Below are 23,343 nucleotides of genomic sequence, written 5' to 3'. Positions count from 1 at the left end.
GATATTCACTTACATTCATAGATGTTCAGGTTTTTGGGAGACACAATAAAAATGGCAGGTTTTAAAGAATATGATCAGTTCGACGCCCTTGGCCTGGCCGAGTTGGTTAAAAAAGGCGAGGTAAGTGCTGGTGAATTGCTTGAGGAGAGCATTGCGCGCACCGAGAAAGTCAACCCACGCATCAACGCGGTGATTCGACCCATGTACGACATCGCACGCGCACGTGCCAAAGAAACCGTGGAAGGACCTTTTGCGGGTGTTCCATTTTTGTTGAAAGACCTGATTGCCAGCTATGCAGGTGTTGAAATGAGCTGCGGCAGTCGTTTCTACAAAGGCTTTGTGCCTTCTGAAGATTCAGAGTACGTAAAGCGCTTCAAGCAGGCTGGCCTGAATATTTTTGGAAAAACTGCCACCCCGGAATTTGGGATCACGCCGTCAACCGAGCCTGAACTGACGGGTGCGTGTCGCAACCCCTGGGACCCACTTCGTAGCCCTGGCGGTTCCAGCGGTGGCTCATCTGCCGCAGTGGCGGCGGGAATCGTGCCAATGGCCAGTGCAAGTGACGGCGGGGGGTCAATCCGCGTGCCTGCATCGTGTACCGGTTTGTTTGGTTTGAAGCCTACGCGTGGCAGGGTACCCTCTGGCCCTGATCAAGCCGATGGCTGGTTTGGCTTCATTGCCGAGCACGTGGTGTCGCGCACGGTACGGGATTCAGCACACATGCTTGATTGCCTTCACGGCAATTACCCTGGCCAATTGTTGCGAATTGCGCCACCCGCAAAAACTTACGCGGCGGCCATTGAAGCAAAGCCCAAGAAGCTGAAAATTGCCTATTCCCTTGACCCAGCACTGGGCGAAACCCTGCACAGTGATTGCCAGCAGGGTGTGCTGGACACCGTCAAGCTGCTTGAAAGCCTTGGCCACAAATGTGAAGAGGTGCGCCTGCCGATTAACAAAGAAGAATTCATTTACGCCTACACCGTGTTGGTGTGTTCTGAAATGGCAGCCACTTTGAAGGAAGGTGAGCGCATATTGGGGCGTAAAGGCAAAGCTGCTGATTTCGAGGCACGTACCTGGGCACTAATGAAATTGGGTCGAAGTTTTAACGGTGGCGATGTGGCCAATGCAGTGTGGACCATGGCCCAGTTTTCAAGGCAGTGGATGACCTTTTTTGAGCCTTACGACGCCTTGCTGACCAGCACACTGGGCGAATTGCCAATCTCGGTGGGCGGGCTGCGCCCGACCGCTCAGGAAATGGTTGAGTTGAAAGCGCTCAGTTATTTGCCGATTGGTTTCATCGCCAAGCAAAAAGATTTCGTGCTGAAGGCTGGGCGACGGGTGTATCAGTATTGCTCGCAAACCATGCCGGCCAACGTAACTGGTCAACCATCCATGAGCGTGCCATTGCACTGGAATTCACAAAATATTCCGGTGGGCATGATGTTCACGGGTCGATTTGGTGAGGAACATGTGTTGCTGAACCTGGCTGCTCAGTTGGAGCAGGCCAAGCCGTGGGCGGACAAGCGTCCGCCCTTGTACTCGGGAGTCAGTGCTTAAAAGGTGTCGCTGGGTACACGAACAAAGCCTTCCATGAGCACGCGTGCGCTGCGGCTCATGATGGCTTTTTTCACGGCCCACTGACCGTTTTCCTGCACAGCTTGGGCACCCACACGCAAAGTACCACTGGGGTGGCCAAAGCGAACGGCTTCCCGTTCAGTGCCACCTGCCGCGATGTTTACCAGGGTACCCGGTACAGCAGCTGCCGTACCAATGGCCACCGCAGCTGTGCCCATCATGGCATGGTGCAGTTTGCCCATGCTCATGGCGCGCACCAACAGGTCGATGCCCGCGGCCTCAACCACTTTGCCGCTTGAACTGGTGTAGGTTTTAGGCGGGGCCACGAAAGCCACCTTGGGCGTATGTTGCCGTTTGGCGGCCTCGTCCACGTGTTTGATCAATCCCATTTTTACCGCACCATGGGCACGAATGGTTTCGAACATGGCCAAGGCTTTCGGGTCGCTGTTGATGTCGTCTTGCAATTCGCAACCTGTGTAACCAATGCTTTCCGCATTCACAAAAATGGTCGGGATGCCTGCATTGATTAGCGTGGCCTTCAGCGTGCCCACACCGGGTACGTCCAGATCGTCGATCAGGTTGCCGGTGGGGAACATGCTGCCGCCTCTATTGGTAGCATTGGCATCCTCGCCCTCATCAGCCGGGTCTAGAAATTCTAGCTGAACTTCAGCGGCCGGGAAGGTGACGCCATCGAGTTCAAAGTCGCCAGTTTCCTGAACCAGACCATCGGTGATGGGCACGTGCGCGATGATGGTTTTGCCAATGTTGGCTTGCCAAATGCGCACCACACAAGTGCCGTTTTGTGGCACGCGTGTCGGGTCCACCAAACCGCTGGCCACCGCGAATGAACCCACTGCCGAGGACAGGTTGCCGCAGTTGCCGCTCCAGTCCACAAACGCCTTGTCGATGGAAACCTGACCAAACAGGTAGTCCACGTCATGGTCAGCCTTGCTGCTTTTGCTCAAAATGACGGTTTTACTGGTGCTGGATGTGGCACCGCCCATGCCGTCGATTTGTTTGCCATAAGGGTCTGGGCTGCCAATGACGCGCAACAACAGCTTGTCGCGTGCTTCACCGGGCTGTTGGCAGGCGGCGGGTAAATCCTGCAGCCTGAAAAAAACACCCTTGCTGGTGCCGCCACGCATGTAGGTGGCGGGTACTTTCAGTTGTTGGCTTGGCTTGTTCGTCATGCTGCCTTACCTTCCAGAAAGTCTTGCGCGAAACGTTGCAACACACCGCCAGCTTCGTAAATGGACACTTCCTCGGCTGTGTCCAAACGGCAGGTCACGGGGAATTCAACGCGCTCACCATTCTTGCGGGTCATTACCACAGTCAGGGTTGCACGCGGGCTGCGCTCACCCAACACTTCAAACACTTCCGTGCCGTCAATGTTGTAGGTGTGGCGAGTATCGCCAGCCTTGAATTCCAGGGGCAGGGTGCCCATACCAATCAGGTTGGTGCGGTGAATGCGCTCGAACCCTTCGGCAATAATTGCTTCTACGCCGGCCAAGCGAACGCCTTTGGCCGCCCAGTCGCGTGAAGAACCCTGACCATAGTCAGCGCCTGCAATGATAATCAGCGGTTGACCACGGTCCATATAGGTTTCAATCGCTTCCCACATGCGCGTCACCTTGCCTTCAGGTTCAATGCGGGCCAGTGAGCCTTTTTTCACATTGCCGTTTTCATCACGTACCATTTCGTTAAGCAGCGTGGGGTTGGCAAATGTGGCACGTTGCGCGGTCAGGTGATCGCCACGGTGTGTGGCGTAGCTGTTGAAGTCCTCTTCAGGCAAACCCATTTTGTGCAGGTATTCACCAGCAGCGCTCTTCATCAAAATGGCGTTCGATGGGCTGAGGTGGTCAGTCGTGATGTTGTCACCCAGCACGGCCAGTGGGCGCATGTTTTTAAGCGTGCGTGGTCGCGCAGCCAAAGCGCCTTGGCCTTCGGTGTCCCAGTAGGGTGGGCGGCGAATGTAGGTGCTCTGAGGCCTCCAGTCATACAAGGGGCTTTTCGCTTCTTCAATCGCACCCAGGTCAAACATGGGAATGTAGATTTCGCGGAACTGCGAGGGCTTCACGAATTCCTTCACAATCGCATCGATTTCTTCGTCTGAAGGCCACAGGTCTTTGAGGCGAATTTCCTTGCCATCGACCACACCCAGTACATCTTGCTCAATGTCAAAGCGAATGGTGCCTGCAATGGCGTAAGCCACCACCAAAGGGGGCGAAGCCAAAAATGCCTGCTTCGCATACGGGTGAATGCGGCCATCGAAGTTGCGGTTGCCTGAAAGCACTGCTGTGGCGTACAGGTCGCGGTCGATGATTTCCTGTTGGATAACAGGATCAAGCGCGCCGCTCATGCCGTTGCAGGTGGTGCAGGCAAACGCCACAATGCCGAAGCCTAACTTTTCAAGATCGCTTAGAAGCCCAGATTCTTTCAAATACAACTCGGCTACTTTCGAGCCAGGTGCGAATGAAGATTTAACCCAGGGCTTGCGCACAAGGCCCATTTCATTGGCTTTGCGAGCCAACAAAGCGGCTGCCACCACGTTACGTGGGTTGCTGGTGTTGGTGCAGCTGGTGATGGCGGCGATAATCACCGCGCCATCAGGCATCAGGCCTTTTGCTTCCTCTTCGCGGGCCTTGTCCAGATTCACCGCAATGCCTCTGGCCGCCAAATCACTGGTGGCCACGCGCGCATGCGGGTTCGATGGGCCCGCCATGCTGCGCACCACCTTGCTCAAGTCAAATGTCAGCACACGTTCATATTCCGCACCCACCATCTTGCTGGCCCACAGGCCGGTGTGCTTGGCGTATTGCTCCACCAGTTTCACCTGCTCGTCTTCACGACCAGTCAGTTTCAGGTAGTCAATGGTTTGCTCGTCGATGTAGAACATCGCAGCGGTTGCGCCATATTCCGGTGTCATGTTGGAGATGGTCGCACGGTCGCCAATACTCAGGCTGTTTGCACCTTCACCGAAAAACTCGATGTAGGCACCCACAACACGTTCTTTGCGCAAGAATGCAGTCAGTTCCAGCACAATGTCGGTGGCGGTAATGCCGGGCTGGCGCTTGCCGGTCAGTTCCACACCCACTATGTCGGGCAGGCGCATCATCGACGCACGGCCCAGCATCACGGTTTCAGCTTCAAGACCACCCACACCAATGGAAATCACGCCCAGTGCGTCCACGTGGGGTGTGTGGCTGTCCGTGCCCACACAGGTGTCGGGGAAAGCAACGCCTTCGCGCACTTGCACCACCGGCGACATTTTCTCCAAGTTGATCTGGTGCATGATGCCGTTGCCTGCTGGAATCACGTCCACGTTCTTGAATGCAGTTTTTGTCCAGTTAATGAAGTGGAAACGGTCTTCGTTGCGGCGCTCTTCAATGTCACGGTTTTTCTGGAATGCATCGGGGTCAAAGCCACCACATTCCACCGCCAGTGAATGGTCCACGATCAATTGCGTGGGAACCACTGGGTTCACCAAGGAAGGGTCACCACCCTGGTCTGCAATCGCATTGCGAAGGCCAGCCAAATCCACCAAAGCGGTCTGGCCCAGAATGTCATGGCACACCACGCGCGCGGGGTACCAGGGAAAGTCCAGGTCGCGCTTACGGTATACCAGCTGTTTCAGGCTGTCGGTCAGTGCGCTGGGTTCGCAACGGCGAACCAGTTGCTCGGCCAACACCTTGCTGGTGTAGGGCAGCTTGTCCCAGGCGCCGGGCTCGATCGCATCCACAGCCTCTTGGGCGTCGAAAAAATCAAGTGCCGTGCCGGGCAGGTTTTTACGGAATTGTGTGTTCATGCTCATTGCCCTTGTTACTTGCGGTCCTTGATGGGTACAAATTTCTGGTCTTCAGGGCCGGTGTAGTTGGCGCTTGGGCGAATAATCTTGCCGTCAATGCGCTGCTCAATCACGTGAGCGCTCCAGCCGGAAGTGCGGGCAATCACGAACAGGGGTGTGAACATGGCAGTGGGCACACCCATCATGTGGTAGCTCACAGCGCTGAACCAATCCAGGTTCGGGAACATCTTCTTGATTTCCCACATCACGCTTTCTAGGCGCTCAGCGATGTTGTACATCTTCATATTGTTCTGTTCTTTGGACAAATCCTCGGCCACTTTCTTGATCACCACGTTGCGGGGGTCGCTGACCGTGTAAACAGGGTGTCCAAAACCGATCACCACTTCTTTGCGTTCAACACGGGCGCGAATGTCAGCCTCGGCTTCATCAGGGTTGTCGTAACGCTTCTGAATTTCGAAGGCCACCTCGTTGGCGCCACCGTGTTTGGGGCCACGCAGTGCGCCGATGCCGCCACAAATCGCGGAATACATGTCCGATCCTGTACCTGCCACCACGCGGCTGGTGAACGTAGAGGCGTTGAATTCGTGCTCTGCGTACAAAATCAGCGAGGTGTGCATGGCGCTAACCCAGCTGTCGCGTGGCTTTTCACCATGCAGCAGGTGCAGGAAGTGGCCGCCGATAGAATCATCGTCGGTTTCTACTTCAATGCGCTTGCCGTTGTGGCTGTAGTGGTACCAGTACAGCAGCATGGAACCCAGTGATGCCATCAGCTTGTCGGCAATGTCACGCGCGCCGGGGTGGTTGTGGTCGTCTTTCTCGGGTTGCAGGCAGCCCAGCACGGAAACACCCGTGCGCATCACGTCCATGGGGTGTGCTGAAGGGGGTAGGGCTTCCAAAGCCTGCTTCACGCCTGCAGGAATACCACGCAAGGCTTTCAGTTTCAGTTTGTAGCCAGCCAGCTCGGCCACGGTTGGCAGTTTGCCATGCACCAGCAAGTAAGCAATTTCTTCAAATTCGGTGGTGGTTGCCAAATCCAGAATATCGTAACCACGGTAAGCCAAATCGTTGCCGGTACGGCCCACTGTACACAGGGCAGTGTTGCCAGCGGCGGTACCTGAAAGGGCTACAGATTTTTTGGGCTTGAAGCCGGGGGTTGTTGTTTGTTGCTCAGACATTGCTGTCTCCTGTCTAAAATAAATTATTTATAACAATTGTTTATTGTGTTTTCTTCAAGTTATTTCTGCTGAAACAAGGCGTCCAGTTTCTGTTCAAAATCATGGTAGCCAATGCTGTCATACAGCTCCATGCGAGTTTGCATGGTGTCCAACACATTCTTTTGGGTACCGTCGCGGCGTACAGCCTCATACACATTCTGTGCGGCTTTGTTCATCGCGCGGAAAGCACTCAATGGGTACAACACCAGGCCCACACCCACACCTTTCAGTTCTTCGGTTGTGAACAGCGGAGTAGAGCCAAACTCAGTGATGTTGGCCAGCACAGGCACTTTCACCGCATCAACAAACTGTTGGTACATGCTTAGTTCAGTCATGGCTTCAGGGAAGATCATGTCGGCACCGGCTTCTACGCAAGCGCAGGCACGGTCAATCGCTGATTGCAAACCCTCTACTGCCAATGCATCTGTGCGGGCCATGATTACGAAGTCGTCTGAGCCGCGCGCATCTACGGCAGCTTTGATGCGATCGACCATTTCAGCCTGCGTCACAATCGCTTTGCCTGGGCGGTGGCCACAGCGCTTGGCGCCCACTTGGTCTTCAATGTGCATGGCTGCTGCACCAGCTTTCATCATGGCCTTGGTGGTGCGGGCAATGTTGAAGGCTGATGATCCAAAACCTGTGTCAACGTCAACCAGTAGGGGGGTGTCGCATACATCAGTGATGCGGCGTACGTCTGTCAGTACATCGTCCAGGCCTGAAATGCCCAAGTCGGGCAGGCCCAGTGAACCAGCGGCCACGCCGCCACCGCTCAAGTAAATGGCCTTAAACCCAGCGCGCTTGGCCAGCAGGGCGTGGTTGGCGTTGATGGCACCGATCACTTGCAAGGGTTGTTCTTCTTTTACAGCCTGGCGAAAACGGGCGCCTGCAGAATTTTGGGTCATGGTGTTCTCCTTGTTGTATTTCTTGTGTAGTGCAGGGTTCGTGCCAGTTCCGGGAGTTATTAAAATAAATGCGATAAAACAATAATTTGAAAGAATTATATAAAGTATTTTATAGAAAATAATCCTGTTCATTTGAAACCTTTTTGTTTAAAATGAAACCTCTTTATGTTTCAAAATTGATTGGGTATGTTTTAAATGAAACCAAGAATTGTCGTGTTCAGCATCAGTGCGCTGGCGGGTACCCTGCGGGAAATTGCCCGAGACTATGCTGCTTCAGCCAATATCGAGCTTGTGCCCAAGGCCTATGAGGACGCATTGGCTTATGCCCGCAACCGCTATTACACCGACACGGCAGATGTATTTGTTGCAGCCGGGTCGAATGGCGCATTCTTGCAAAACCAGCTTGAAGCACCGCTCGTCATTATTCGCACCGATGGTTTTGATGTGATGCAAGCCTTGGCCTCCGCCAGAAAAGCGTCATCAGCGGTGGGCTTGGTCAGTTACGAACATTCATTTGATGAGCTGGTGCAGTTCGCGCGCGCCTTTGATGTGCCCTTGAATACCCGCACTTACCGCACACCTGAAGATGCACGCCGCGCAGTACGAGAGTTGGCACAGTTGGGTGTCAAGGTGGTGGTGGGGTCGGGCCTGGTGACCGAGATTGCGCAGGAAATGGGATTGGACGCCATTTTGATTTATTCCCGCCAGGGTGTGGTGAAGGCCTTTGAGGAGGCCATTCGGCTTGCCGGTGCCAAAGCCTCGGGCGGAGTGCGCCGAAACAGTCAGGCCTACACTTATCACACCGAGCAAGACCTCATCGGCAATAGCCTTGCTGTCGAAAAACTGCGCAACACCATTCGCTTGTGCGGCAGCATTGATTTCTCTGTGCTTATTCAAGGCGAAACCGGTGTGGGCAAAGAATTGGTCGCCCAATCCATTCATACGGCCAGCCCCCGGGCAGGCAAACCATTCGTAGCCATAAACTGCGCATCGCTCACGGAAAGCCTGCTGGAAAGCGAGTTGTTTGGTTATGAAGAGGGCGCGTTTTCCGGGGCCGTGAAAGGTGGGCGTGCCGGCATGTTTGAAAGCGCGCAAGGCGGCACCGTGTTTCTTGATGAAATTGGTGACATGCCCTTGGCCTTTCAAACCCGGCTGTTAAGAATTCTGGAGGACAACACCGTTCGTCGCATCGGGTCCGCCTCATCTCGCAAAGTTGATTTTCGTTTGCTTGCTGCCAGCAATGTGAACTTACAGCGCGCGGTTGAAGCAGGGCGCTTTCGTGAAGACTTGTATTTCCGTTTGAATGAAATGCTGATTCAGATTCCGCCATTGCGGGAGCGTATCGAAGACATCGGTGAATTGGCAGGTTACTTTTTGCGCACAACACCTGTGCGTGTCAGCAAATCACGGTTTGATGCGTTTCTTCAACTGGCTTTGCCGGTTCTTCAGTCCCTGCCATGGCCCGGTAATATTCGCCAGCTAAAAAATGTGTGCCGCAGGGCGGCGGTATTGATGTTGCAGGAAAATGATCTTTCATCCTGGCACCGCTGGTTTCCGGATTTGATTGAATCAGCTGAACAGAACCTGCCAGCCTCACAGTCGGAACAAAAGGCAAGCCCAAGCGGGAATACCATGAACGAACTCGCCTTGGCTTACAGCAGGGGTTCCAAAGGTGACCGTGCCGCAATTGTTCGCAAAGCCATGGATATGGCCAACGGTGAGGTGAATAAAGTGGCTGAGGGATTGGGCATCAGCAGGTCAACCGTGTGGCGCTTGGGTAAAGGGGTGTAGCGCAATGACCTACAAACCTCCCATGCTCACCGAATCTGATGTCGAATTTACCGCCATTCGCGCCCAGGGCACAGGCGGCCAGAACGTCAACAAGGTGTCCAGTGCCATTCATTTGCGTTTTGACATTCGTTCATCGTCCTTGCCTGAATACATCCAGGAAAAATTACTCGCCCTCCAAGACCAGCGTTTGACCAAGGAAGGTGTAATCGTCATCAAGGCTCAAACCACACGTAGCCAGGAACAAAACCGGGTGGAAGCGCTTGCACGTCTAAACGAACTAATCGCCGAGGTGGCCAAGCCAGTCAAGGTTCGTCGCGAAACTCGCCCAACTTTGGGTTCGAAACGTCGCAGACTGGAAGGCAAAAGCATTCGTGGGCAGGTCAAGGCGTTGAGGGGAAAAATAAAAGAATAAATGCCATGTCCACGATTGATTTAATTTTGCGTTACTCTTTGAAGCATCGCTTAGCCTGAGTAGTACTTACTTAACTTTTTATTTTTTCAGGAGTTTAAATGGATCTCATCCGAATTCTTATCGCAATTTTGTTGCCACCATTGGGTGTATTTTTGCAAGAAGGGCTGGGCAAGCATTTCTGGATCAACATCATTCTGACCTTGCTGGGCTACATTCCAGGCATCGTTCACGCTGTGTACATCATTGCTAAACGGTAGGTTTTTTTGAATCGGATCACCCGCAATGAGGGTGATCATTTAACTCATTTGCCAAGAGGTTTTATTTGTCTGAGACTCACTGCTCGATATTTCTACGTTTAGAGCAATCTGTTTATGAATTTAGCGCAGCCCCGAGTCTTAAGATATGTCTGTCTGTTCGCCACCTATTACTTTTTCGCTACTCTTTGCGTTGCGTTAGTCCTACTCTTGAGCGACGTTAAGTTCGGTTTTTCGCTCGAGATGATTATGCTGATATCGGCATCAATGGGTGTGGTCAGCAAGTTTGTCAAAGAAAATGATCGAGTACCTTCTATTCAAGAAAAGCGCAGACTAAGCCTTGCTTGTATGCTGGTGTCTACAGGTTGGTATCTTCTCGTGGTGTTTGTCATCGTGCCGCTGTTGATTGAAAGCAGGGATGTAAGCGATGTATATTCGGATCAGTTAATCTTTCCACTGCTTCTTTGGTTGCCCTTATTAATTGGCGGTATGGTGGTGTCATACATTGCACTGAACATTGTATTTGGCTGGTGCGCTTGCAAGGTACATCTTGCATTGAGGGCCAAAGCAAATTCATTACCTCACTCACAAGATTTTTAGGGTGTATGTCGTTTGGCCTTGACTGCCGTTAACACACTGAATACCTAAACCTCACAGGAAAACAAAAAATGCAAGCCACGAAACTGATTGGAATTCTATTGATTGTTGCAGGCACTTTGGGCTTGGCCTACGGCGGCTTTAGCTACACCGAAGAATCCACCGCAGCAAAAATCGGTTCACTGGAAATTACAGTGGATCAGGAAAAAGAGGTCAATGTGCCGATGTGGGCTGGCGTGGGTGCAATTGTTGCCGGGGCCTTCCTGCTGCTGGTGGGTGGTCGACGCCGCTAACAGCTATGCAAAAGACCACGCTACAATGCGCGTGGTCTTGTTGCCTTGTTCCATTTCAACTTCAAGAATATCTCGCGCACCCACGTTGCGCATGTGCCATTTCGCTTGAGGCACATTGTCTGCCTTTGACACCAGCGTGGTAAACCACCTGCACTGTTTGCCAAATTGCGCACTCTCATTGATCATGGTTTGCAGAAAACCAATTTCCCCGCCTTCGCACCACAATTCGTTTTTTTGTCCACCAAAGTTCAAACCTGCGGGCGCTTTCGCACCTGGTTTTTCCCCACGGTTGAAGGCCAAACTGTTTACCTTTCGTTGATTGCTCTTCATGGCCTCTTTTTGCGAAGCGTGAAACGGCGGGTTGCACACGCTCAGGTCGAATCGTTCCCCTGGCTTGATCACGCCCTCAAATATTTTCCGCTTGTCGCGTTGCAGGCGCAAATCAATCAAACGTTTCAGTTCTTCATTGTTGTCCAGCACCGAAGCAAGGTTCTTTAAACTCACAGTATCAATCTCGCTGCCTGTGCAGTGCCAGCCATATACCTTGGCTGCCAGCAATGAATAAATTCCATTGGCGCCGGTGCCAATATCCAGCATCTTCACCTGCCTTGAATCGCTTGCCTTGATTCCACAGCTCGAAAGCAAATCCGCCGCGTAGTGAATGTAATCCACCCGGCCTGGAATGGGCGGGCACAAATACCCTTCCGGCACGTTCCACCCAGCTATTCCGTAATGGTGTTTCAGCAGCGCGCAATTCAAAGCCTTCACGGCAGCAGGCAAGGCGAAATCAATGGAGTCTCGACCATGATTGTTGGGCTTGACATATTTTTTCAGGGCAGGGTAGGTCAACACCAAAGCCTCGAAATCATAGCCGTCCCCATGTGCGTTTCTAGGGTGAAGTGTCTTGGTCAATTTTTTTCTCGCTGTGCTTTGCTGCGTGCTGCCAAATCGTAGCAGCCTGTTTTGTTGGAATTTTCAAGCGTATCCGGGGTGCCAGTGTCCACAAACGGGATCAAGGCAGCAAATGGGTTCAATAGCGAAAGCAACACGGCACCCGCTACTTTCCCAGCCAACGGACCTTTTTCAAGAGACACATCGGGCGAGCCCATGGTGCCAGTAATCAGCAAGGGCGTGCGCAAGCTAACCGGGCTAAAGTCTTTGGGTGTTACAACCACCCTCAAATTCAAGGCTTCTGTTTTCATTGAAATGCTGCCATTCACCCACATTGCCGAGTCTTGTGTGTCAATCACAAATACCTTGGGCTGCAGTACGCCATTGTTTGCATCCAGGTCGGCAAACGCACAGGTCATTTGCAACACGTCATCGCCCCGAAACCAGACCCCAAGCGCTTCGGCAGCATCCAGGCCAGCCGCTTCAACAATCAAATGCGACATGGTGCCGTTGCGCACTTGTGTTCGCACGTTGCCGGCCAGGCTCCCCAGTATTTCAGCCGTCGAGCGGCCTTGTCCCTTCAGTTTGGCTGCACCGTTCATGGTGCCAGTCACATAGGGTGGTTCATTGCCCGCTCTGGGCATGTTCAACCATTGTTCAAGCTGTACATTGGCCCAATTCAGGTCCACATCCCACACAGCAAGGTCTTCTCGACCATCCAATTGCACAACGCCTGCAAGCTGGCCCTTCGCAGTTTTTGCTTCAATGTTTGAAATAGTCAGCACGCCCTCAGTCACTGCCAGATGTGCCCGCAAGGGTCGAAGTGGCTTCAATATTTCGCTGCCCAAATCCAGGTTGTCGATGTCAATTTTTACATCGGCATCCATTGCTCTCAGGGAAGGCAGGTCGAACGGTTTGTCCGGCAGCACTCTGCCTTTGGCCGAGGCTGTTGCAACTTGTTTTTCAGCCGGTGCGCCCACAGTTGGCCCCAAGTCAGCCAGCACCAGAGAAGGTCCTTTCAGTTCCCCGGTCAGCAATGGTTGTTTCTTCCCGCCGTCATACACAAAATTTCCATTCAGGCGGCTGTTGCCAATCATTGCGTTGTTTATGTTGACCTGCCAATTGCTGGCATCGCGAACCAGGCTGCCTTCTGTGCGAAAGGCCGGCGTGTTTGGCAACGTCACTCCAAGTGCCTCGCCTGCGGCAGCCAATGAAGAGCCGCTCACGGCAAATTGCCCAGAAAGCTGCTGCATGCCCAAGGCGTCAGCAGCTTTTCCCTTGAAGTGCAATCGGGCCCTACCCAAAGACACATTCAATTCAACGGGTATAGGCGCTGCTTGTTTGGCCACCCAAGGCAACACGCCTGTTGATTTCAGTTTGATGTCCAGCTTCTTGCCTTGATACAAACCCCGCGCCGTTGCTGTCAGGGCATCGGCTTGAACATCGCCTTCCTGCAAATTCACGGTCGCATTCAGATCAAGATCAAGAAGTTCATCTCGATATTTCACGAGGCCTTGCTCGATTGCCAGCAAACCAAACTCAGGGGCGAGGGCGGGTGTTGAGTCTGGTTCGTTTTTGGCAAACTGCCAGGAAGCGCGCCCGTCTTTCAGGCGCTCGAAATGGCCATCCAGCGATTGGGCCGAGAGCGACTTGATTCGGATTGCAGATTCAGGCGCGTTGATCCACTTGATGAGGTCCCGATAACGCAGGCCGAGGGATACATTTTCTGCACGAATCATGAAAGGTGATTCGCTCCAGGTGGGAGAGGCCACTTCGAAATTCCCCATCTTCAGCCTTACACCACCAATCAGCCTGAGTTTAAATTCAGGGTTGTTTTCATCCTGTTGTGTCAGTTCAATGTTTCTTTCAAGTGTTCTGCTTAACCATTGTTCGGCTGGTTTGGCCAAAAAAGGCCATCCCATCAGTTCAAATATGCCCACAGCCAAAACAAGCGAGGCAAGTAAAGCCCATGCCAGCATTCGAAAAGGCTTTCGCTGATCAAGCTGTTGGGTAATTGGTGTTTTTTTCAAGTGTTGTCCTGATTCTCTGGTGCAAGAATGTCGTGCTGGTTTCGCACTTCCCCGTGTGGTTAACGCATACTAGCGAGAGGCAGTCAACTTAAGTGGGTTGTACCCGTTATACGGAATATCAAAATTCGATTGATTTCTTTAATTCAGGAAGTATGAAACATGAAAACATTGTTTTCCATGATGGCCTTGATGTTCGCCTTGAGTAGTTGTGCAGTGTACACCCCAGCGGGCTCAGTGGTAGTTGATCCAGGTGGTCACGGTGGCCACGGCGGTGGTCATTGCCCTCCCGGTCAAGCCAAGAAAGGCAATTGTTAAGTAAGGGTTGTCACAGTGGGTGCATATGTAGTCGGTCAAATCAGCATCATCGATCCGCTCAAATGGCAGCAGTACCGGGACAAAGTGCCCGGTACACTTGTTCCATGGAATGCTGAATTGGTTTTCCGGGGCGTGAAAGCCGAAAATTTGGCGCTTCAAAATGCATACAACGACATTGTTGTTATTCGCTTTCCAAGTCTTGAGGCAGCGCACGGCTGGTTCCAATCGGATGCCTACCAAGCCTTGATTCCCCTGCGTGAAGCTGCTGCCAATGTCATGTTGACTTCTTATGAGGCCTGACCCGATTGATTGAGTTGCGATTCACCGACGTATTGAAATTCTGGTTCGAAGACATCGAGCCGAAATCCTGGTGGTCTGCCGACCCTTTGTTTGATGAGCAAATTCGTCTGCGTTATGGCGAACAACTCCGGCAAGCCGCGCAGGGTGAATTCTATTCCTGGCGCACTTCCGCGAAAGGTCGGCTTGCAGAAATCATTGTTCTGGATCAGTTTTCTCGAAATGTGTACCGCAACACCCCTTCGGCCTTTGCCCAAGACCCGATGGCCTTGGCTTTGGCACAAGAAGCGGTTGCCAAGGGCGTATTGAATGATCTGAACCCCGATGAGTGCGCATTCTTGTTGTTGCCTTACATGCACAGCGAATCAAAAGTCATTCATGTTCAGGCGGAGCATTTGTATCGGGAGTGGGCGCCTGAAAACAACTACAACTTCGAACTGAGGCACAAGGAAATCATTGATCGTTTCGGGCGTTACCCACACCGAAACAAAATTCTGAATCGTCAATCCACCCCTGAAGAACTGGAGTTTCTCACGCAGCCAGGGTCTTCCTTTTAAGCGCCGCGATTCGATCTCGCATTCAGCACCTCAAAAAAGTACCTGTAGCTGGCCCGGTCGTGCAGTTCACCCTTGATTTGAATTGGTCCCCAATCGGCTTTCTGCGCTTCAGTCAAAACCTGTACGGCCTCATCCACCTCGGAGTCGGTGGGCAGCATGGCCGACACAATGTGCACAATTTGATCCGGGTGAATGCTCCACATGCGTGTGAAGCCAAAGTCTCGTTTCGCGCGCGCTGCATCTTCAGCTGCCATTTCCGGTTGGCGAATGTTACGGGTTACGTTGTGTGAGGGCACCTTGCCAAATCGGTGGCAGGCTGCAGAGATCTCTAATTTTGCCCGGCGCACCAAGGGGTTTTCGAATTGGCCTGGCGAGTTCAGCGCTGTTTTTGGAATGGCGCTGCGGTGGCTGGAAATGAAATCCATAATGCCAAATGAAAGCGACTCGACTTCCTCCAGTCCGGCGATGCTGTGCACCGCAGCCAATGCGCCATGGGTTTCGATCAGCACATGCAAAGGCGGGGGTTCAACACCCGCCTTTGCACACTGTTCTCGAATGCGTCCAATCGCCAGTTTCACATCGTCAAAGTTCTCAGGCTTCGGCAGCATCAGGTAGGCGGGCAAGGGCACACCTTCGCGCAGCACAATAGGTAGTTCTTGTTCAAACGCTGGGTCTTGCACCGGGTGAAGTCGTACGCCTGGTCTGCGCGTTTCTCCACCATATCGGGCAGAAAAATCAACCAGGCTTTGAGCGGCCCATGTGGCAATTTCTGTCACTTGGCCCACCACGGCACCATCTTCCAAGTCCAGCGTGATGTCGAAACAGGCCCCAATCTCCGCACGAATCTGCAAAGCTTTCTCAAAGTATTTCGGGCGACCTGTGTAGTGGTCACACACCGGCAGGTTCACCTGCGCATGGTCTTCGCTGTACAAAATGGTGGAAATGGTCGCCAAATCCAGGTTGTGCTTCTTCACGCGGTATTTCCCTCAGTACAAATAAAAAAAGCCAGCATCTCTGCTGGCTCTTTTTATCACGAATTGCCTGCGAATTACTTGCCCAGCAAGTGCTTCACGCCTTCGCGTTCTTCCATCAGTTCGTTCAGGGTAATGTTGATGCGCTCTTGGCTGAACGCATCAATCTCCAGACCCTTCACAATTTCAAACTTGCCATTGGCGCAAGTTACTGGGAAGCCGAATTGTGTGCCTTCCGGAATGCCGTAAGAACCGTCTGAAGGAATACCCATGGTGACCCACTTGCCGTTGGTGCCCAATACCCAGTCGCGAACGTGGTCGATCGCAGCATTGGCAGCAGAGGCTGCAGAAGACAAGCCACGCGCTTCGATAATGGCAGCGCCACGCTTGCCCACAGTTGGCAAGAAAGTGTTCGCGTTCCATTCCTGGTCATTGATCATGTCTTTTACTGATGCGCCGTCGATTGTTGCAAAGCGGTAATCGGCGTACATGGTGGGTGAGTGGTTGCCCCAAACTGCCAGCTTCTCGATTGAAGCAACTGGCTTGCCGGTTTTGGCAGCAACTTGGCTCAATGCGCGGTTGTGGTCCAGGCGCAGCATGGAAGTAAAGCAGTTCGGGTCCAGATCGGGTGCGGACTGCTGAGCAATGTAAGCGTTGGTGTTGGCAGGGTTGCCCACAACCAATACTTTCACGCTGCGTTTGGCGTTGTCGTTCAGTGCTTTGCCCTGGACTGTGAAAATTGCGCCGTTGGCTTCGAGCAAATCCTTGCGTTCCATGCCTTTGCTGCGTGGGCGTGCGCCAACCAACAATGCAACGTCTACGTCTTTGAAGGCAGTTGCTGGGTCGTCTGTAATCACCACGCCTTGCAGCAACGGGAATGCGCAATCTTCCAGTTCCATGACCACACCCTTCACTGCGGGCAGGGCAGGGGTAATGTCCAGCAACTGCAAAATCACGGGCTGGTCTTTGCCCAGCATGTCGCCATTGGCGATACGGAACAACAAGCTGTAGCCGATTTGGCCGGCAGCGCCTGTAACGGCAACTCGCATTGCGGGTTTGGTCATGTCAAACACTCCAAAGGATTAAAAATCGAAGGCCATAGTTTAGCGCCAAACACTGACACCTTGTTGACTAACTTGGTGGTTTAGAGGGGATTAACTTCTAAAAGTCCTCTATAAGATATAAGATACACAATAATCCGAAAAGACAAGATCGAGACACAATTTGCAACCTGTCAATCCAACGTTCAGCCCGCTTTATCAGCAAATCAAAGGTTTGCTGCTGAAAAGCCTGCAAGACGGCGAATGGAAGCCGGGTGAACTCATTCCGTCTGAAACCGAACTTGCTGTCCGCTATGGCGTAAGCCAAGGCACTGTGCGCAAAGCCATTGACGAACTTGCCGCCGAAAACCTGGTGGATCGCAAGCAGGGGCGGGGCACCTTTGTTGCTACGCACAACGAGGCCAAATCAGAGTACCGGTTTTTGCGCCTCGCAGCCGATGAAGAGCCGGGCGTGAAGCCCAAATCCACCTATTTGTCTGTGGAGCGGGTTCGCGCCAGTTCCCAGATTGCCAAATTGCTTGATATCAAACCCAGCGACTCCGTGTTTGTGGTCAAGCGTGTCATGCGTTTTGATGGCGTGCCGCGCATTTTTGACGAAATCTGGCTGCCTGCTTCCCAATACAAGGGGCTTACGCTCGAGCGGCTTCAGCAGTGGAATTCCACCCTGTATGGCTTTCTTGAAAGCAGCTTCAATGTGCGCATGTTGCGGGCCAACGAGCACATCAAGGCGGTCAGCGCCCAGGCCGAGCACGCAGCCATTTTGCAGGTTGAGGAAGGCACACCTTTGTTGCTGGTCGAGCGGCTTTCAATGACGTATGCTGACAAACCAGTAGAGCTTCGTCGTGGATGGTACTTGACCGACAAGTTTTCATACAGGAATGAATTGTATTGAATTGATACAAGTCTTTTGCGGGCAAAAGAATGCATTTGCTTCATTTGGTGCTCAAAATCAAAAACTTCCCGCTTTAAGCCTTGGTCGATTTGGTTCAAAATATATCGTTGTCCGATATTGGTTTTTTTTAAAGGATTCAAGCCGAAAGGCTTAGGGTTTCGGCCCGTTTCCCAATCACTTTTATAAGAACTCGAGCATGTCAAACACTGTTGCGAAGAAACGTCCGGAGTACCGGAACATACATGTCACACAAATTCTGAAGTACCGGCTGCCATTGGCCGGGAAACTGTCCATCTTGCACCGCGTCAGTGGCGCCGTGCTGTTTTTGGCACTTCCCGTCATTCTCCTGCCGCTTTTTGACAAAAGCATCACTTCCGAACTCACTTTCCTCGAAATGCAATCACTGGTCAGCAGCCCGCTGGTCAAAATCGTGTTGCTGGGCCTCATCTGGTCTTACCTGCATCACTTTGCAGCCGGTATCCGCTATCTGGCGCTAGATGTGCACATGGGCACTGAAAAGTACGCCGCCAGCAAAAGTGCGGGCATTGTGTTCGCTGTCAGTTTGAGCCTGACCGCCTTGTTCGGTCTGAAACTGTTCGGAGTGTTTTAATCATGGGTAACAATATTGGTTCCAAGCGCCTGGTGGTTGGTGCACATTACGGCCTGAAAGAATGGGTGGCGCAGCGCATTACAGCGGTCATCATGGCGGTTTACACAATCGGCCTGTTTCTGGCTGTGTTGTTCACACCCGATCTCGATTACGTGAAGTGGGTTGGTTTCTTCAATTTCACCGTATTGTCTTTCCCCCTGGGCAAAATTCTTGCACTGCTGGCCATTTTGTCACTGTGCTATCACGCCTACATCGGTATTCGCGACATCTGGATGGACTACGTCAAGCCCACCGGCATTCGTCTGACATTGCAAGTTTTTACGGCGTTGTGGCTGCTCGGTGCTGCCGGCTACGCTGCTGACATTCTCTGGAGGGTCTAAAAGTGACTGCAGTTAAAACTTCCCTTCCACGTCGCAAATTCGACGCGGTAATTGTAGGTGCGGGTGGCGCGGGTATGCGTTGTTCGCTCCAGTTGGCAGAGGCTGGTCTGAATGTAGCCGTGCTGTCCAAAGTATTCCCCACACGCTCACACACAGTGGCTGCGCAGGGTGGTATTGGTGCATCGCTGGGCAATATGTCTGACGACAGCTGGTACTGGCACATGTTCGACACCGTGAAAGGTTCCGATTATCTGGGTGACCAGGACGCAATCGAATTCATGTGTCGTGAGGCCCCCAAAGTGGTTTACGAACTTGAGCACTTTGGCATGCCGTTTGACCGCAACCCCGACGGCACCATTTACCAGCGTCCATTTGGTGGCCACACAGCCAACTTCGGTGAAAAGCCGGTTCAGCGCGCTTGCGCGGCCGCCGACCGCACAGGCCACGCCTTGTTGCACACGCTTTATCAGCGCAACGTTCGTGCCCGCACTCAGTTCTTTGTTGAATGGATGGCGCTTGACATCATCCGCGACGCCGACGGCGACGTGGTGGGCGTAACAGCGCTTGAAATGGAAACCGGCGAAATGATGGTGTTGGAAGCCAAAACCACCGTATTTGCCACTGGTGGTGCTGGTCGCATTTGGGACGCATCCACCAACGCCTTCATCAATACAGGTGACGGTATGGGTATGGCAGCACGCGCTGGCATTCCTCTGGAAGACATGGAATTCTGGCAGTTCCACCCCACAGGTGTAGCTGGTGCCGGTGTGCTGGTTACCGAGGGCGTTCGCGGTGAAGGCGGCATCTTGCTGAACAGCGAAGGCGAGCGTTTCATGGAACGTTATGCACCCACCTTGAAAGACTTGGCTCCACGCGACTTTGTGTCACGTTCAATGGACCAGGAAATCAAGGAAGGCCGTGGTTGTGGTCCTAATAAAGATTATGTGTTGTTGAAGCTAGACCACCTGGGCGCCGACACCATCATGAAGCGTCTGCCCTCGATTCGCGAAATTGCGATCAAGTTTGCCAACGTAGACCCAATCAAAGAGCCGATTCCAGTGGTTCCAACCATCCATTATCAAATGGGCGGTATCCCCACCAATGTGTATGGGCAGGTTGTAGCCCCCAAAGTACCGGGCGGCCCCAGCGAGATCATCAATGGCATGTACGCCATCGGCGAGTGTGCTTGCGTGTCCGTACACGGCGCGAACCGCTTGGGTACCAACTCCTTGCTCGACTTGATCGTATTTGGTCGTGCGGCAGGTAATCACATTGTGAACAGCAACTTGAAGGCCCGTAGCCACAAGGAATTGCCAGCTGATGGCACTGACCTCACCATGGCGCGTGTTGACAAGTTGATGACGTCTACCAGTGGTGAAAATACCCGTGTGGTGGCCGATGCCATTCGCAAGGGCATGCAGTACCACTGTGGCGTGTTCCGTACCACTGAATTGATGGAAGCAGGCGTGACCAAGATCAACGACTTGGCCGCGCAAGCTGAGCACATTCACTTGAAAGACAAATCCAAAGTGTTCAACACCGCCTTGGTTGAAGCCCTGGAACTGGCCAACCTGCAGGAAACTGCCAAGGCCACCATGGTGTCTGCCGCTGCCCGTGAAGAAAGCCGTGGTGCACACGCCCACCGTGACTTCCCAGAGCGTGATGATGACAAGTGGATGCGTCACAGCCTGTGGTACTCCGAAGGCAACCGCCTGGACTACAAGCCAGTGAACCTGAAGCCAATGACAGTTGAAACCTTCCAGCCCAAAAAGCGGACGTTCTAATCAAGGTTACGAGGTACAGAAAATGAGTGAAAAGAGAATCGTACGTTTTGAGATTTATCGCTACGACCCCGACACCGGCGAAGCACCGAAAATGCAAAAGCTGGAAGTGGAGCTGGAGCCCACCGACAAAATGTTGCTGGATGCGTTGATGCGCATCAAGAGCGATGTGGATGAGTCACTGGCCTATCGCCGTTCATGCCGTGAAGGTGTGTGTGGCTCGGACGCCATGAACATCAACGGCAAAAATGGTTTGGCTTGCATTACCAACTTGCGCGACTTGAAACAGCCTATCGTGCTGAAGCCGCTGCCTGGCCTACCTGTTGTTCGCGACCTCATCGTCGACATGACCCAGTTTTTCAAGCAGTACCATTCAATCAAGCCCTATTTGGTGAATGACACGCCTCCCCCTGAAAAGGAGCGCTTGCAGTCGCCCGAAGAACGTGAAGAACTGGATGGCCTGTACGAATGTATCCTGTGCGCATGCTGTTCTACCAGCTGCCCATCATTCTGGTGGAACCCTGACAAGTTCGTCGGCCCTGCCGGTTTGTTGCAAGCCTATCGTTTCATCGCTGACAGTCGCGATCAAACCACCGGTGAGCGTCTGGACAACTTGGAAGATCCATACCGTTTGTTCCGCTGCCACACCATCATGAACTGTGTGGACGTGTGTCCAAAAGGCTTGAATCCTACAAAGGCAATTGGCAAGATCAAGGAATTGATGGTGCGTCGCGCCGTCTAGAACCCTTGTTCGGATTTTTTTATTCAAATCGGGGTTGTGCACTGCAAAACCCCGTTTTTTTTGTTGTAGTTTATGTCTAATCAGAGTCATCAGGCGGATCCAACTCAACGTGCCCGTTTACGCTGGCGCGCCAGGCGAGGCCTATTGGAAAACGACCTGATTATCGAACGATTTTTCGACAAGCATGAAATGGAATTGACCAACGACGACGTGCAGGCATTGACTGTGCTGTTCGAAGAAGTCGACAACGTCCTGCTTGACCTGTTCCTAGGCCGAAAAGAGCCGGAAGGGGATCTGGATAAACCTGAGGTGCGCAAGGTAATCCAGATGATGCGAGAACTTTAATTTCAATCCCATTAGAAGGAAATCCGATGAGCACAGAACACAAGGCCACGCTGTCGTTTACTGACGGCACCCCTTCGGTAGAATTTCCCATTCACAAAGGCACCATTGGTCCCGATGTGATCGACATCCGCAAGCTGTACGGATCCACCGGCAAATTCACCTACGATCCAGGCTTCCTGTCCACTGCGTCTTGCAATTCCTCCATCACCTACATTGACGGTGACAAAGGCGAGTTGCTGTATCGCGGTTACCCCATTGAGCAACTGGCACAGCAATGTGACTTCATGGATGTGTGTTACCTGTTGCTGAACGGTGAATTGCCGAATGTGGCCGAAAAAGCAACATTTGACGACCTGGTCACCAAGCACACCATGGTCAATGACCAGATGAACTTTTTCCTGCGCGGTTTCCGTCGTGATGCACACCCCATGGCTGTGATGACTGGTTTGGTAGGCGGTATGTCTGCCTTTTACCCAGACTCGATGAACCTGTTGGATAAAAACCAGCGCGATATTTCTGCAATCCGCTTGATTGCAAAAATGCCAACCCTGGTTGCCATGGCCTACAAATACGGCATCGGGGCACCCAACATTTATCCCAAGAACGAACTTGGTTACACCGCCAACTTCATGCGCATGATGTTCGGTAACCCCTGCGAAGAATACAAGGTCAACGACGTGCTGGTGCGCGCCATGGACCGCATTTTCATCTTGCACGCGGATCACGAGCAAAACGCATCAACTTCAACAGTTCGTTTGTGTGCTTCTTCCGGCACCAACCCCTTCGCGGCGATTGCTGCTGGCGTTGCATGTCTGTGGGGCCCGTCTCATGGCGGCGCCAACGAGGCCTGCCTGAACATGTTGACAGAAATTCAAGCCAACGGTGGCGTCGAGAAAATCGGCGACTTCATTGCCAAGGTGAAAGACAAAGACTCTGGCGTTCGCCTGATGGGCTTTGGTCACCGCGTGTACAAGAACTACGATCCCCGCGCGAAACTGATGCGCGAAACCTGCCACGAAGTATTGAATGAATTGGGCTTGCACGACGACCCATTGTTCAAGATTGCGATGGCCTTGGAAAAGATTGCGCTGGAAGACGAATACTTCGTGAAGCGCAAGTTGTACCCGAACGTGGACTTCTACTCAGGCATCGTTCAAAAGGCGATCGGTATTCCTGTACCACTGTTTACGGCCATTTTCGCGCTGGCCCGCACCGTGGGTTGGATTGCTCAGTTGAACGAAATGATTGCAGACCCCGAGTACAAAATCGGTCGTCCACGTCAACTGTTCAACGGTGCAGCACACCGCAACGTGAAACCCATCGATCAGCGCTAAATCTCGATTCGACTGGACAACAAAAAGCCACCCTCGGGTGGCTTTTTTCATTTTCACCACATTTTTCACATTCATCTCAGGCAACGCTTTAGTGCGCTTTCTCTAATCTGCTATCCTTTGGGCTTAACTCTTAAAACAGTCTATTTGGCTGTTTTTTGCTATCTGGTTAGGGGCAGGGGCTCCACAAACCAGACGGGGAGTGCGGTTTAACCCACGTGTGTAGGGATTCGGTCCGATGGCAATAGCCAAGGTCGAGTCCGAACCCCACATCTTTGAAACGAGAAACTCGGAAAA

Annotated in this window: 24 protein-coding genes; 16 read left to right on the top strand and 8 right to left on the bottom strand. The window is 52.6% G+C overall.

Annotation, left to right across the window (positions count from 1 at the left end; translation table 11 throughout):
* Positions 1–51: 51 nt before the first annotated feature.
* The gene (locus tag FCS97_RS08895; RefSeq protein ID WP_171035239.1) at positions 52–1,557 is read left to right on the top strand and encodes an amidase; all 1,506 of its coding nucleotides are present in this window, start codon (positions 52–54) and stop codon (positions 1,555–1,557) included.
* Here the strand turns inward: FCS97_RS08895 and prpF are convergent.
* Genes prpF through prpB form a run of 4 tightly spaced genes read right to left on the bottom strand, consistent with a single transcriptional unit; the run spans position 1,554 to position 7,496 of the window.
* Complete coding sequence (gene prpF / locus FCS97_RS08890; protein ID WP_138518087.1) at positions 1,554–2,765, bottom strand: 2-methylaconitate cis-trans isomerase PrpF; 1,212 nt, start codon at positions 2,763–2,765, stop codon at positions 1,554–1,556. The two genes, FCS97_RS08895 and prpF, sit on opposite strands and share 4 nt — an antisense overlap.
* Complete coding sequence (gene acnD / locus FCS97_RS08885; protein ID WP_138518086.1) at positions 2,762–5,380, bottom strand: Fe/S-dependent 2-methylisocitrate dehydratase AcnD; 2,619 nt, start codon at positions 5,378–5,380, stop codon at positions 2,762–2,764. Before acnD ends, prpF begins: the two co-directional genes overlap by 4 nt.
* Before the next feature lie 14 nt (positions 5,381–5,394).
* Complete coding sequence (gene prpC / locus FCS97_RS08880) at positions 5,395–6,555, bottom strand: bifunctional 2-methylcitrate synthase/citrate synthase (RefSeq protein ID WP_138518085.1); 1,161 nt, start codon at positions 6,553–6,555, stop codon at positions 5,395–5,397.
* 59 nt (positions 6,556–6,614) lie between these two features.
* Entirely contained in the window at positions 6,615–7,496 is an 882-nt protein-coding gene (prpB, locus tag FCS97_RS08875) for a methylisocitrate lyase (protein WP_138518084.1), read from the bottom strand.
* Between the two features lie 195 nt (positions 7,497–7,691).
* Here prpB and prpR point away from each other — a divergent pair, with 195 nt between their 5' ends.
* The 5 genes from prpR (at position 7,692) to FCS97_RS08850 (ending at position 10,843) form a co-directional block, all read left to right on the top strand.
* Positions 7,692–9,287 carry a propionate catabolism operon regulatory protein PrpR gene (gene prpR, locus FCS97_RS08870; RefSeq protein ID WP_138518083.1) on the top strand — a complete coding sequence of 532 codons (1,596 nt, stop codon included), beginning with the start codon at positions 7,692–7,694 and terminating at the stop codon, positions 9,285–9,287.
* A gap of 4 nt (positions 9,288–9,291) precedes the next feature.
* Positions 9,292–9,699 (top strand): alternative ribosome rescue aminoacyl-tRNA hydrolase ArfB, encoded by a 408-nt coding sequence (arfB, locus tag FCS97_RS08865; protein ID WP_138518082.1) that lies wholly within the window; start codon positions 9,292–9,294, stop codon positions 9,697–9,699.
* 98 nt (positions 9,700–9,797) lie between these two features.
* On the top strand, positions 9,798–9,956 hold the full coding sequence (locus tag FCS97_RS08860; protein ID WP_105029341.1) for a YqaE/Pmp3 family membrane protein: 159 nt from the start codon (positions 9,798–9,800) through the stop codon (positions 9,954–9,956).
* Positions 9,957–10,070: 114 nt separating this feature from the next.
* Positions 10,071–10,553 (top strand): ABZJ_00895 family protein, encoded by a 483-nt coding sequence (locus FCS97_RS08855; protein ID WP_212746463.1) that lies wholly within the window; start codon positions 10,071–10,073, stop codon positions 10,551–10,553.
* A gap of 68 nt (positions 10,554–10,621) precedes the next feature.
* Entirely contained in the window at positions 10,622–10,843 is a 222-nt protein-coding gene (locus FCS97_RS08850) for a hypothetical protein (RefSeq protein WP_138518080.1), read from the top strand.
* Positions 10,844–10,846: 3 nt separating this feature from the next.
* Here the strand turns inward: FCS97_RS08850 and rlmF are convergent, their stop codons facing one another.
* Both rlmF and FCS97_RS08840 read right to left on the bottom strand, forming a co-directional pair.
* On the bottom strand, positions 10,847–11,755 hold the full coding sequence (rlmF, locus tag FCS97_RS08845; protein WP_171035238.1) for a 23S rRNA (adenine(1618)-N(6))-methyltransferase RlmF: 909 nt from the start codon (positions 11,753–11,755) through the stop codon (positions 10,847–10,849).
* A complete protein-coding gene (locus FCS97_RS08840; RefSeq protein WP_138518078.1) occupies positions 11,752–13,764 on the bottom strand; it encodes an AsmA family protein in 2,013 nt (670 codons plus the stop codon). Before FCS97_RS08840 ends, rlmF begins: the two co-directional genes overlap by 4 nt.
* A gap of 159 nt (positions 13,765–13,923) precedes the next feature.
* Between FCS97_RS08840 and FCS97_RS16540 the strand changes: the two genes are divergently transcribed.
* Genes FCS97_RS16540 through FCS97_RS08830 form a run of 3 tightly spaced genes read left to right on the top strand, consistent with a single transcriptional unit; the run spans position 13,924 to position 14,933 of the window.
* Positions 13,924–14,079, top strand: coding sequence for a hypothetical protein (locus FCS97_RS16540; protein ID WP_171035237.1), 156 nt, complete (start codon positions 13,924–13,926; stop codon positions 14,077–14,079).
* Positions 14,080–14,094: 15 nt separating this feature from the next.
* Positions 14,095–14,379 (top strand): DUF1330 domain-containing protein, encoded by a 285-nt coding sequence (locus FCS97_RS08835; RefSeq protein ID WP_138518077.1) that lies wholly within the window; start codon positions 14,095–14,097, stop codon positions 14,377–14,379.
* A gap of 14 nt (positions 14,380–14,393) precedes the next feature.
* Positions 14,394–14,933, top strand: a complete 540-nt coding sequence (locus tag FCS97_RS08830) for a DUF924 family protein (RefSeq protein ID WP_171035255.1) — start codon at positions 14,394–14,396, stop codon at positions 14,931–14,933.
* Here FCS97_RS08830 and FCS97_RS08825 read toward each other — a convergent pair.
* Positions 14,930–15,907 (bottom strand): HpcH/HpaI aldolase/citrate lyase family protein, encoded by a 978-nt coding sequence (locus FCS97_RS08825; protein ID WP_138518075.1) that lies wholly within the window; start codon positions 15,905–15,907, stop codon positions 14,930–14,932. The genes FCS97_RS08830 and FCS97_RS08825 overlap by 4 nt on opposite strands.
* A 74-nt stretch (positions 15,908–15,981) precedes the next feature.
* Entirely contained in the window at positions 15,982–16,968 is a 987-nt protein-coding gene (locus FCS97_RS08820) for a malate dehydrogenase (RefSeq protein WP_138518074.1), read from the bottom strand.
* Positions 16,969–17,128: 160 nt separating this feature from the next.
* Between FCS97_RS08820 and FCS97_RS08815 the strand changes: the two genes are divergently transcribed.
* From FCS97_RS08815 to FCS97_RS08785, 7 genes are all read left to right on the top strand, one after another.
* Positions 17,129–17,857 carry a GntR family transcriptional regulator gene (locus FCS97_RS08815; protein WP_246066196.1) on the top strand — a complete coding sequence of 243 codons (729 nt, stop codon included), beginning with the start codon at positions 17,129–17,131 and terminating at the stop codon, positions 17,855–17,857.
* A 196-nt stretch (positions 17,858–18,053) separates the two neighbouring features.
* Positions 18,054–18,467: a succinate dehydrogenase, cytochrome b556 subunit gene (gene sdhC, locus FCS97_RS08810; RefSeq protein WP_138518073.1), complete on the top strand. Its 414-nt coding sequence runs from the start codon at positions 18,054–18,056 to the stop codon at positions 18,465–18,467.
* Complete coding sequence (sdhD, locus tag FCS97_RS08805) at positions 18,467–18,847, top strand: succinate dehydrogenase, hydrophobic membrane anchor protein (protein ID WP_168427069.1); 381 nt, start codon at positions 18,467–18,469, stop codon at positions 18,845–18,847. The genes sdhC and sdhD overlap by 1 nt, the downstream gene beginning before the upstream one ends.
* Positions 18,848–18,849: 2 nt before the next feature.
* Positions 18,850–20,631 carry a succinate dehydrogenase flavoprotein subunit gene (gene sdhA, locus FCS97_RS08800; RefSeq protein WP_138518072.1) on the top strand — a complete coding sequence of 594 codons (1,782 nt, stop codon included), beginning with the start codon at positions 18,850–18,852 and terminating at the stop codon, positions 20,629–20,631.
* Between the two features lie 22 nt (positions 20,632–20,653).
* Complete coding sequence (locus tag FCS97_RS08795; RefSeq protein ID WP_105029332.1) at positions 20,654–21,370, top strand: succinate dehydrogenase iron-sulfur subunit; 717 nt, start codon at positions 20,654–20,656, stop codon at positions 21,368–21,370.
* A gap of 72 nt (positions 21,371–21,442) precedes the next feature.
* Complete coding sequence (locus FCS97_RS08790; protein ID WP_138518071.1) at positions 21,443–21,715, top strand: FAD assembly factor SdhE; 273 nt, start codon at positions 21,443–21,445, stop codon at positions 21,713–21,715.
* A 26-nt stretch (positions 21,716–21,741) separates the two neighbouring features.
* Complete coding sequence (locus FCS97_RS08785) at positions 21,742–23,049, top strand: citrate synthase (protein ID WP_138518070.1); 1,308 nt, start codon at positions 21,742–21,744, stop codon at positions 23,047–23,049.
* Positions 23,050–23,343 lie beyond the last annotated feature (294 nt).

It is taken from the genome of Limnobacter alexandrii (assembly GCF_005871185.1).
GTDB lineage: Bacteria > Pseudomonadota > Gammaproteobacteria > Burkholderiales > Burkholderiaceae_B > Limnobacter > Limnobacter alexandrii.
The sequence above is the reverse complement of the archived record's forward strand: the minus strand, read 5'-3'. Positions and strand labels throughout refer to the sequence as shown.

What these genes read in the sequence shown, in the direction of transcription:
- FCS97_RS08855 (WP_212746463.1), top strand. Translation starts at nt 10,071, where the DNA reads ATGAATTTAGCGCAGCCCCGAGTCTTAAGATATGTCTGTCTGTTCGCC.
- prpB (WP_138518084.1), bottom strand. Translation starts at nt 7,496, where the DNA reads ATGACCCAAAATTCTGCAGGCGCCCGTTTTCGCCAGGCTGTAAAAGAA.
- FCS97_RS08795 (WP_105029332.1), top strand. Translation starts at nt 20,654, where the DNA reads ATGAGTGAAAAGAGAATCGTACGTTTTGAGATTTATCGCTACGACCCC.
- prpC (WP_138518085.1), bottom strand. Translation starts at nt 6,555, where the DNA reads ATGTCTGAGCAACAAACAACAACCCCCGGCTTCAAGCCCAAAAAATCT.
- acnD (WP_138518086.1), bottom strand. Translation starts at nt 5,380, where the DNA reads ATGAACACACAATTCCGTAAAAACCTGCCCGGCACGGCACTTGATTTT.
- FCS97_RS08895 (WP_171035239.1), top strand. Translation starts at nt 52, where the DNA reads ATGGCAGGTTTTAAAGAATATGATCAGTTCGACGCCCTTGGCCTGGCC.
- FCS97_RS16540 (WP_171035237.1), top strand. Translation starts at nt 13,924, where the DNA reads ATGAAAACATTGTTTTCCATGATGGCCTTGATGTTCGCCTTGAGTAGT.
- prpF (WP_138518087.1), bottom strand. Translation starts at nt 2,765, where the DNA reads ATGACGAACAAGCCAAGCCAACAACTGAAAGTACCCGCCACCTACATG.
- FCS97_RS08785 (WP_138518070.1), top strand. Translation starts at nt 21,742, where the DNA reads ATGAGCACAGAACACAAGGCCACGCTGTCGTTTACTGACGGCACCCCT.
- FCS97_RS08850 (WP_138518080.1), top strand. Translation starts at nt 10,622, where the DNA reads ATGCAAGCCACGAAACTGATTGGAATTCTATTGATTGTTGCAGGCACT.
- prpR (WP_138518083.1), top strand. Translation starts at nt 7,692, where the DNA reads ATGAAACCAAGAATTGTCGTGTTCAGCATCAGTGCGCTGGCGGGTACC.
- FCS97_RS08860 (WP_105029341.1), top strand. Translation starts at nt 9,798, where the DNA reads ATGGATCTCATCCGAATTCTTATCGCAATTTTGTTGCCACCATTGGGT.
- FCS97_RS08790 (WP_138518071.1), top strand. Translation starts at nt 21,443, where the DNA reads ATGTCTAATCAGAGTCATCAGGCGGATCCAACTCAACGTGCCCGTTTA.
- FCS97_RS08820 (WP_138518074.1), bottom strand. Translation starts at nt 16,968, where the DNA reads ATGACCAAACCCGCAATGCGAGTTGCCGTTACAGGCGCTGCCGGCCAA.
- arfB (WP_138518082.1), top strand. Translation starts at nt 9,292, where the DNA reads ATGACCTACAAACCTCCCATGCTCACCGAATCTGATGTCGAATTTACC.
- sdhC (WP_138518073.1), top strand. Translation starts at nt 18,054, where the DNA reads ATGTCAAACACTGTTGCGAAGAAACGTCCGGAGTACCGGAACATACAT.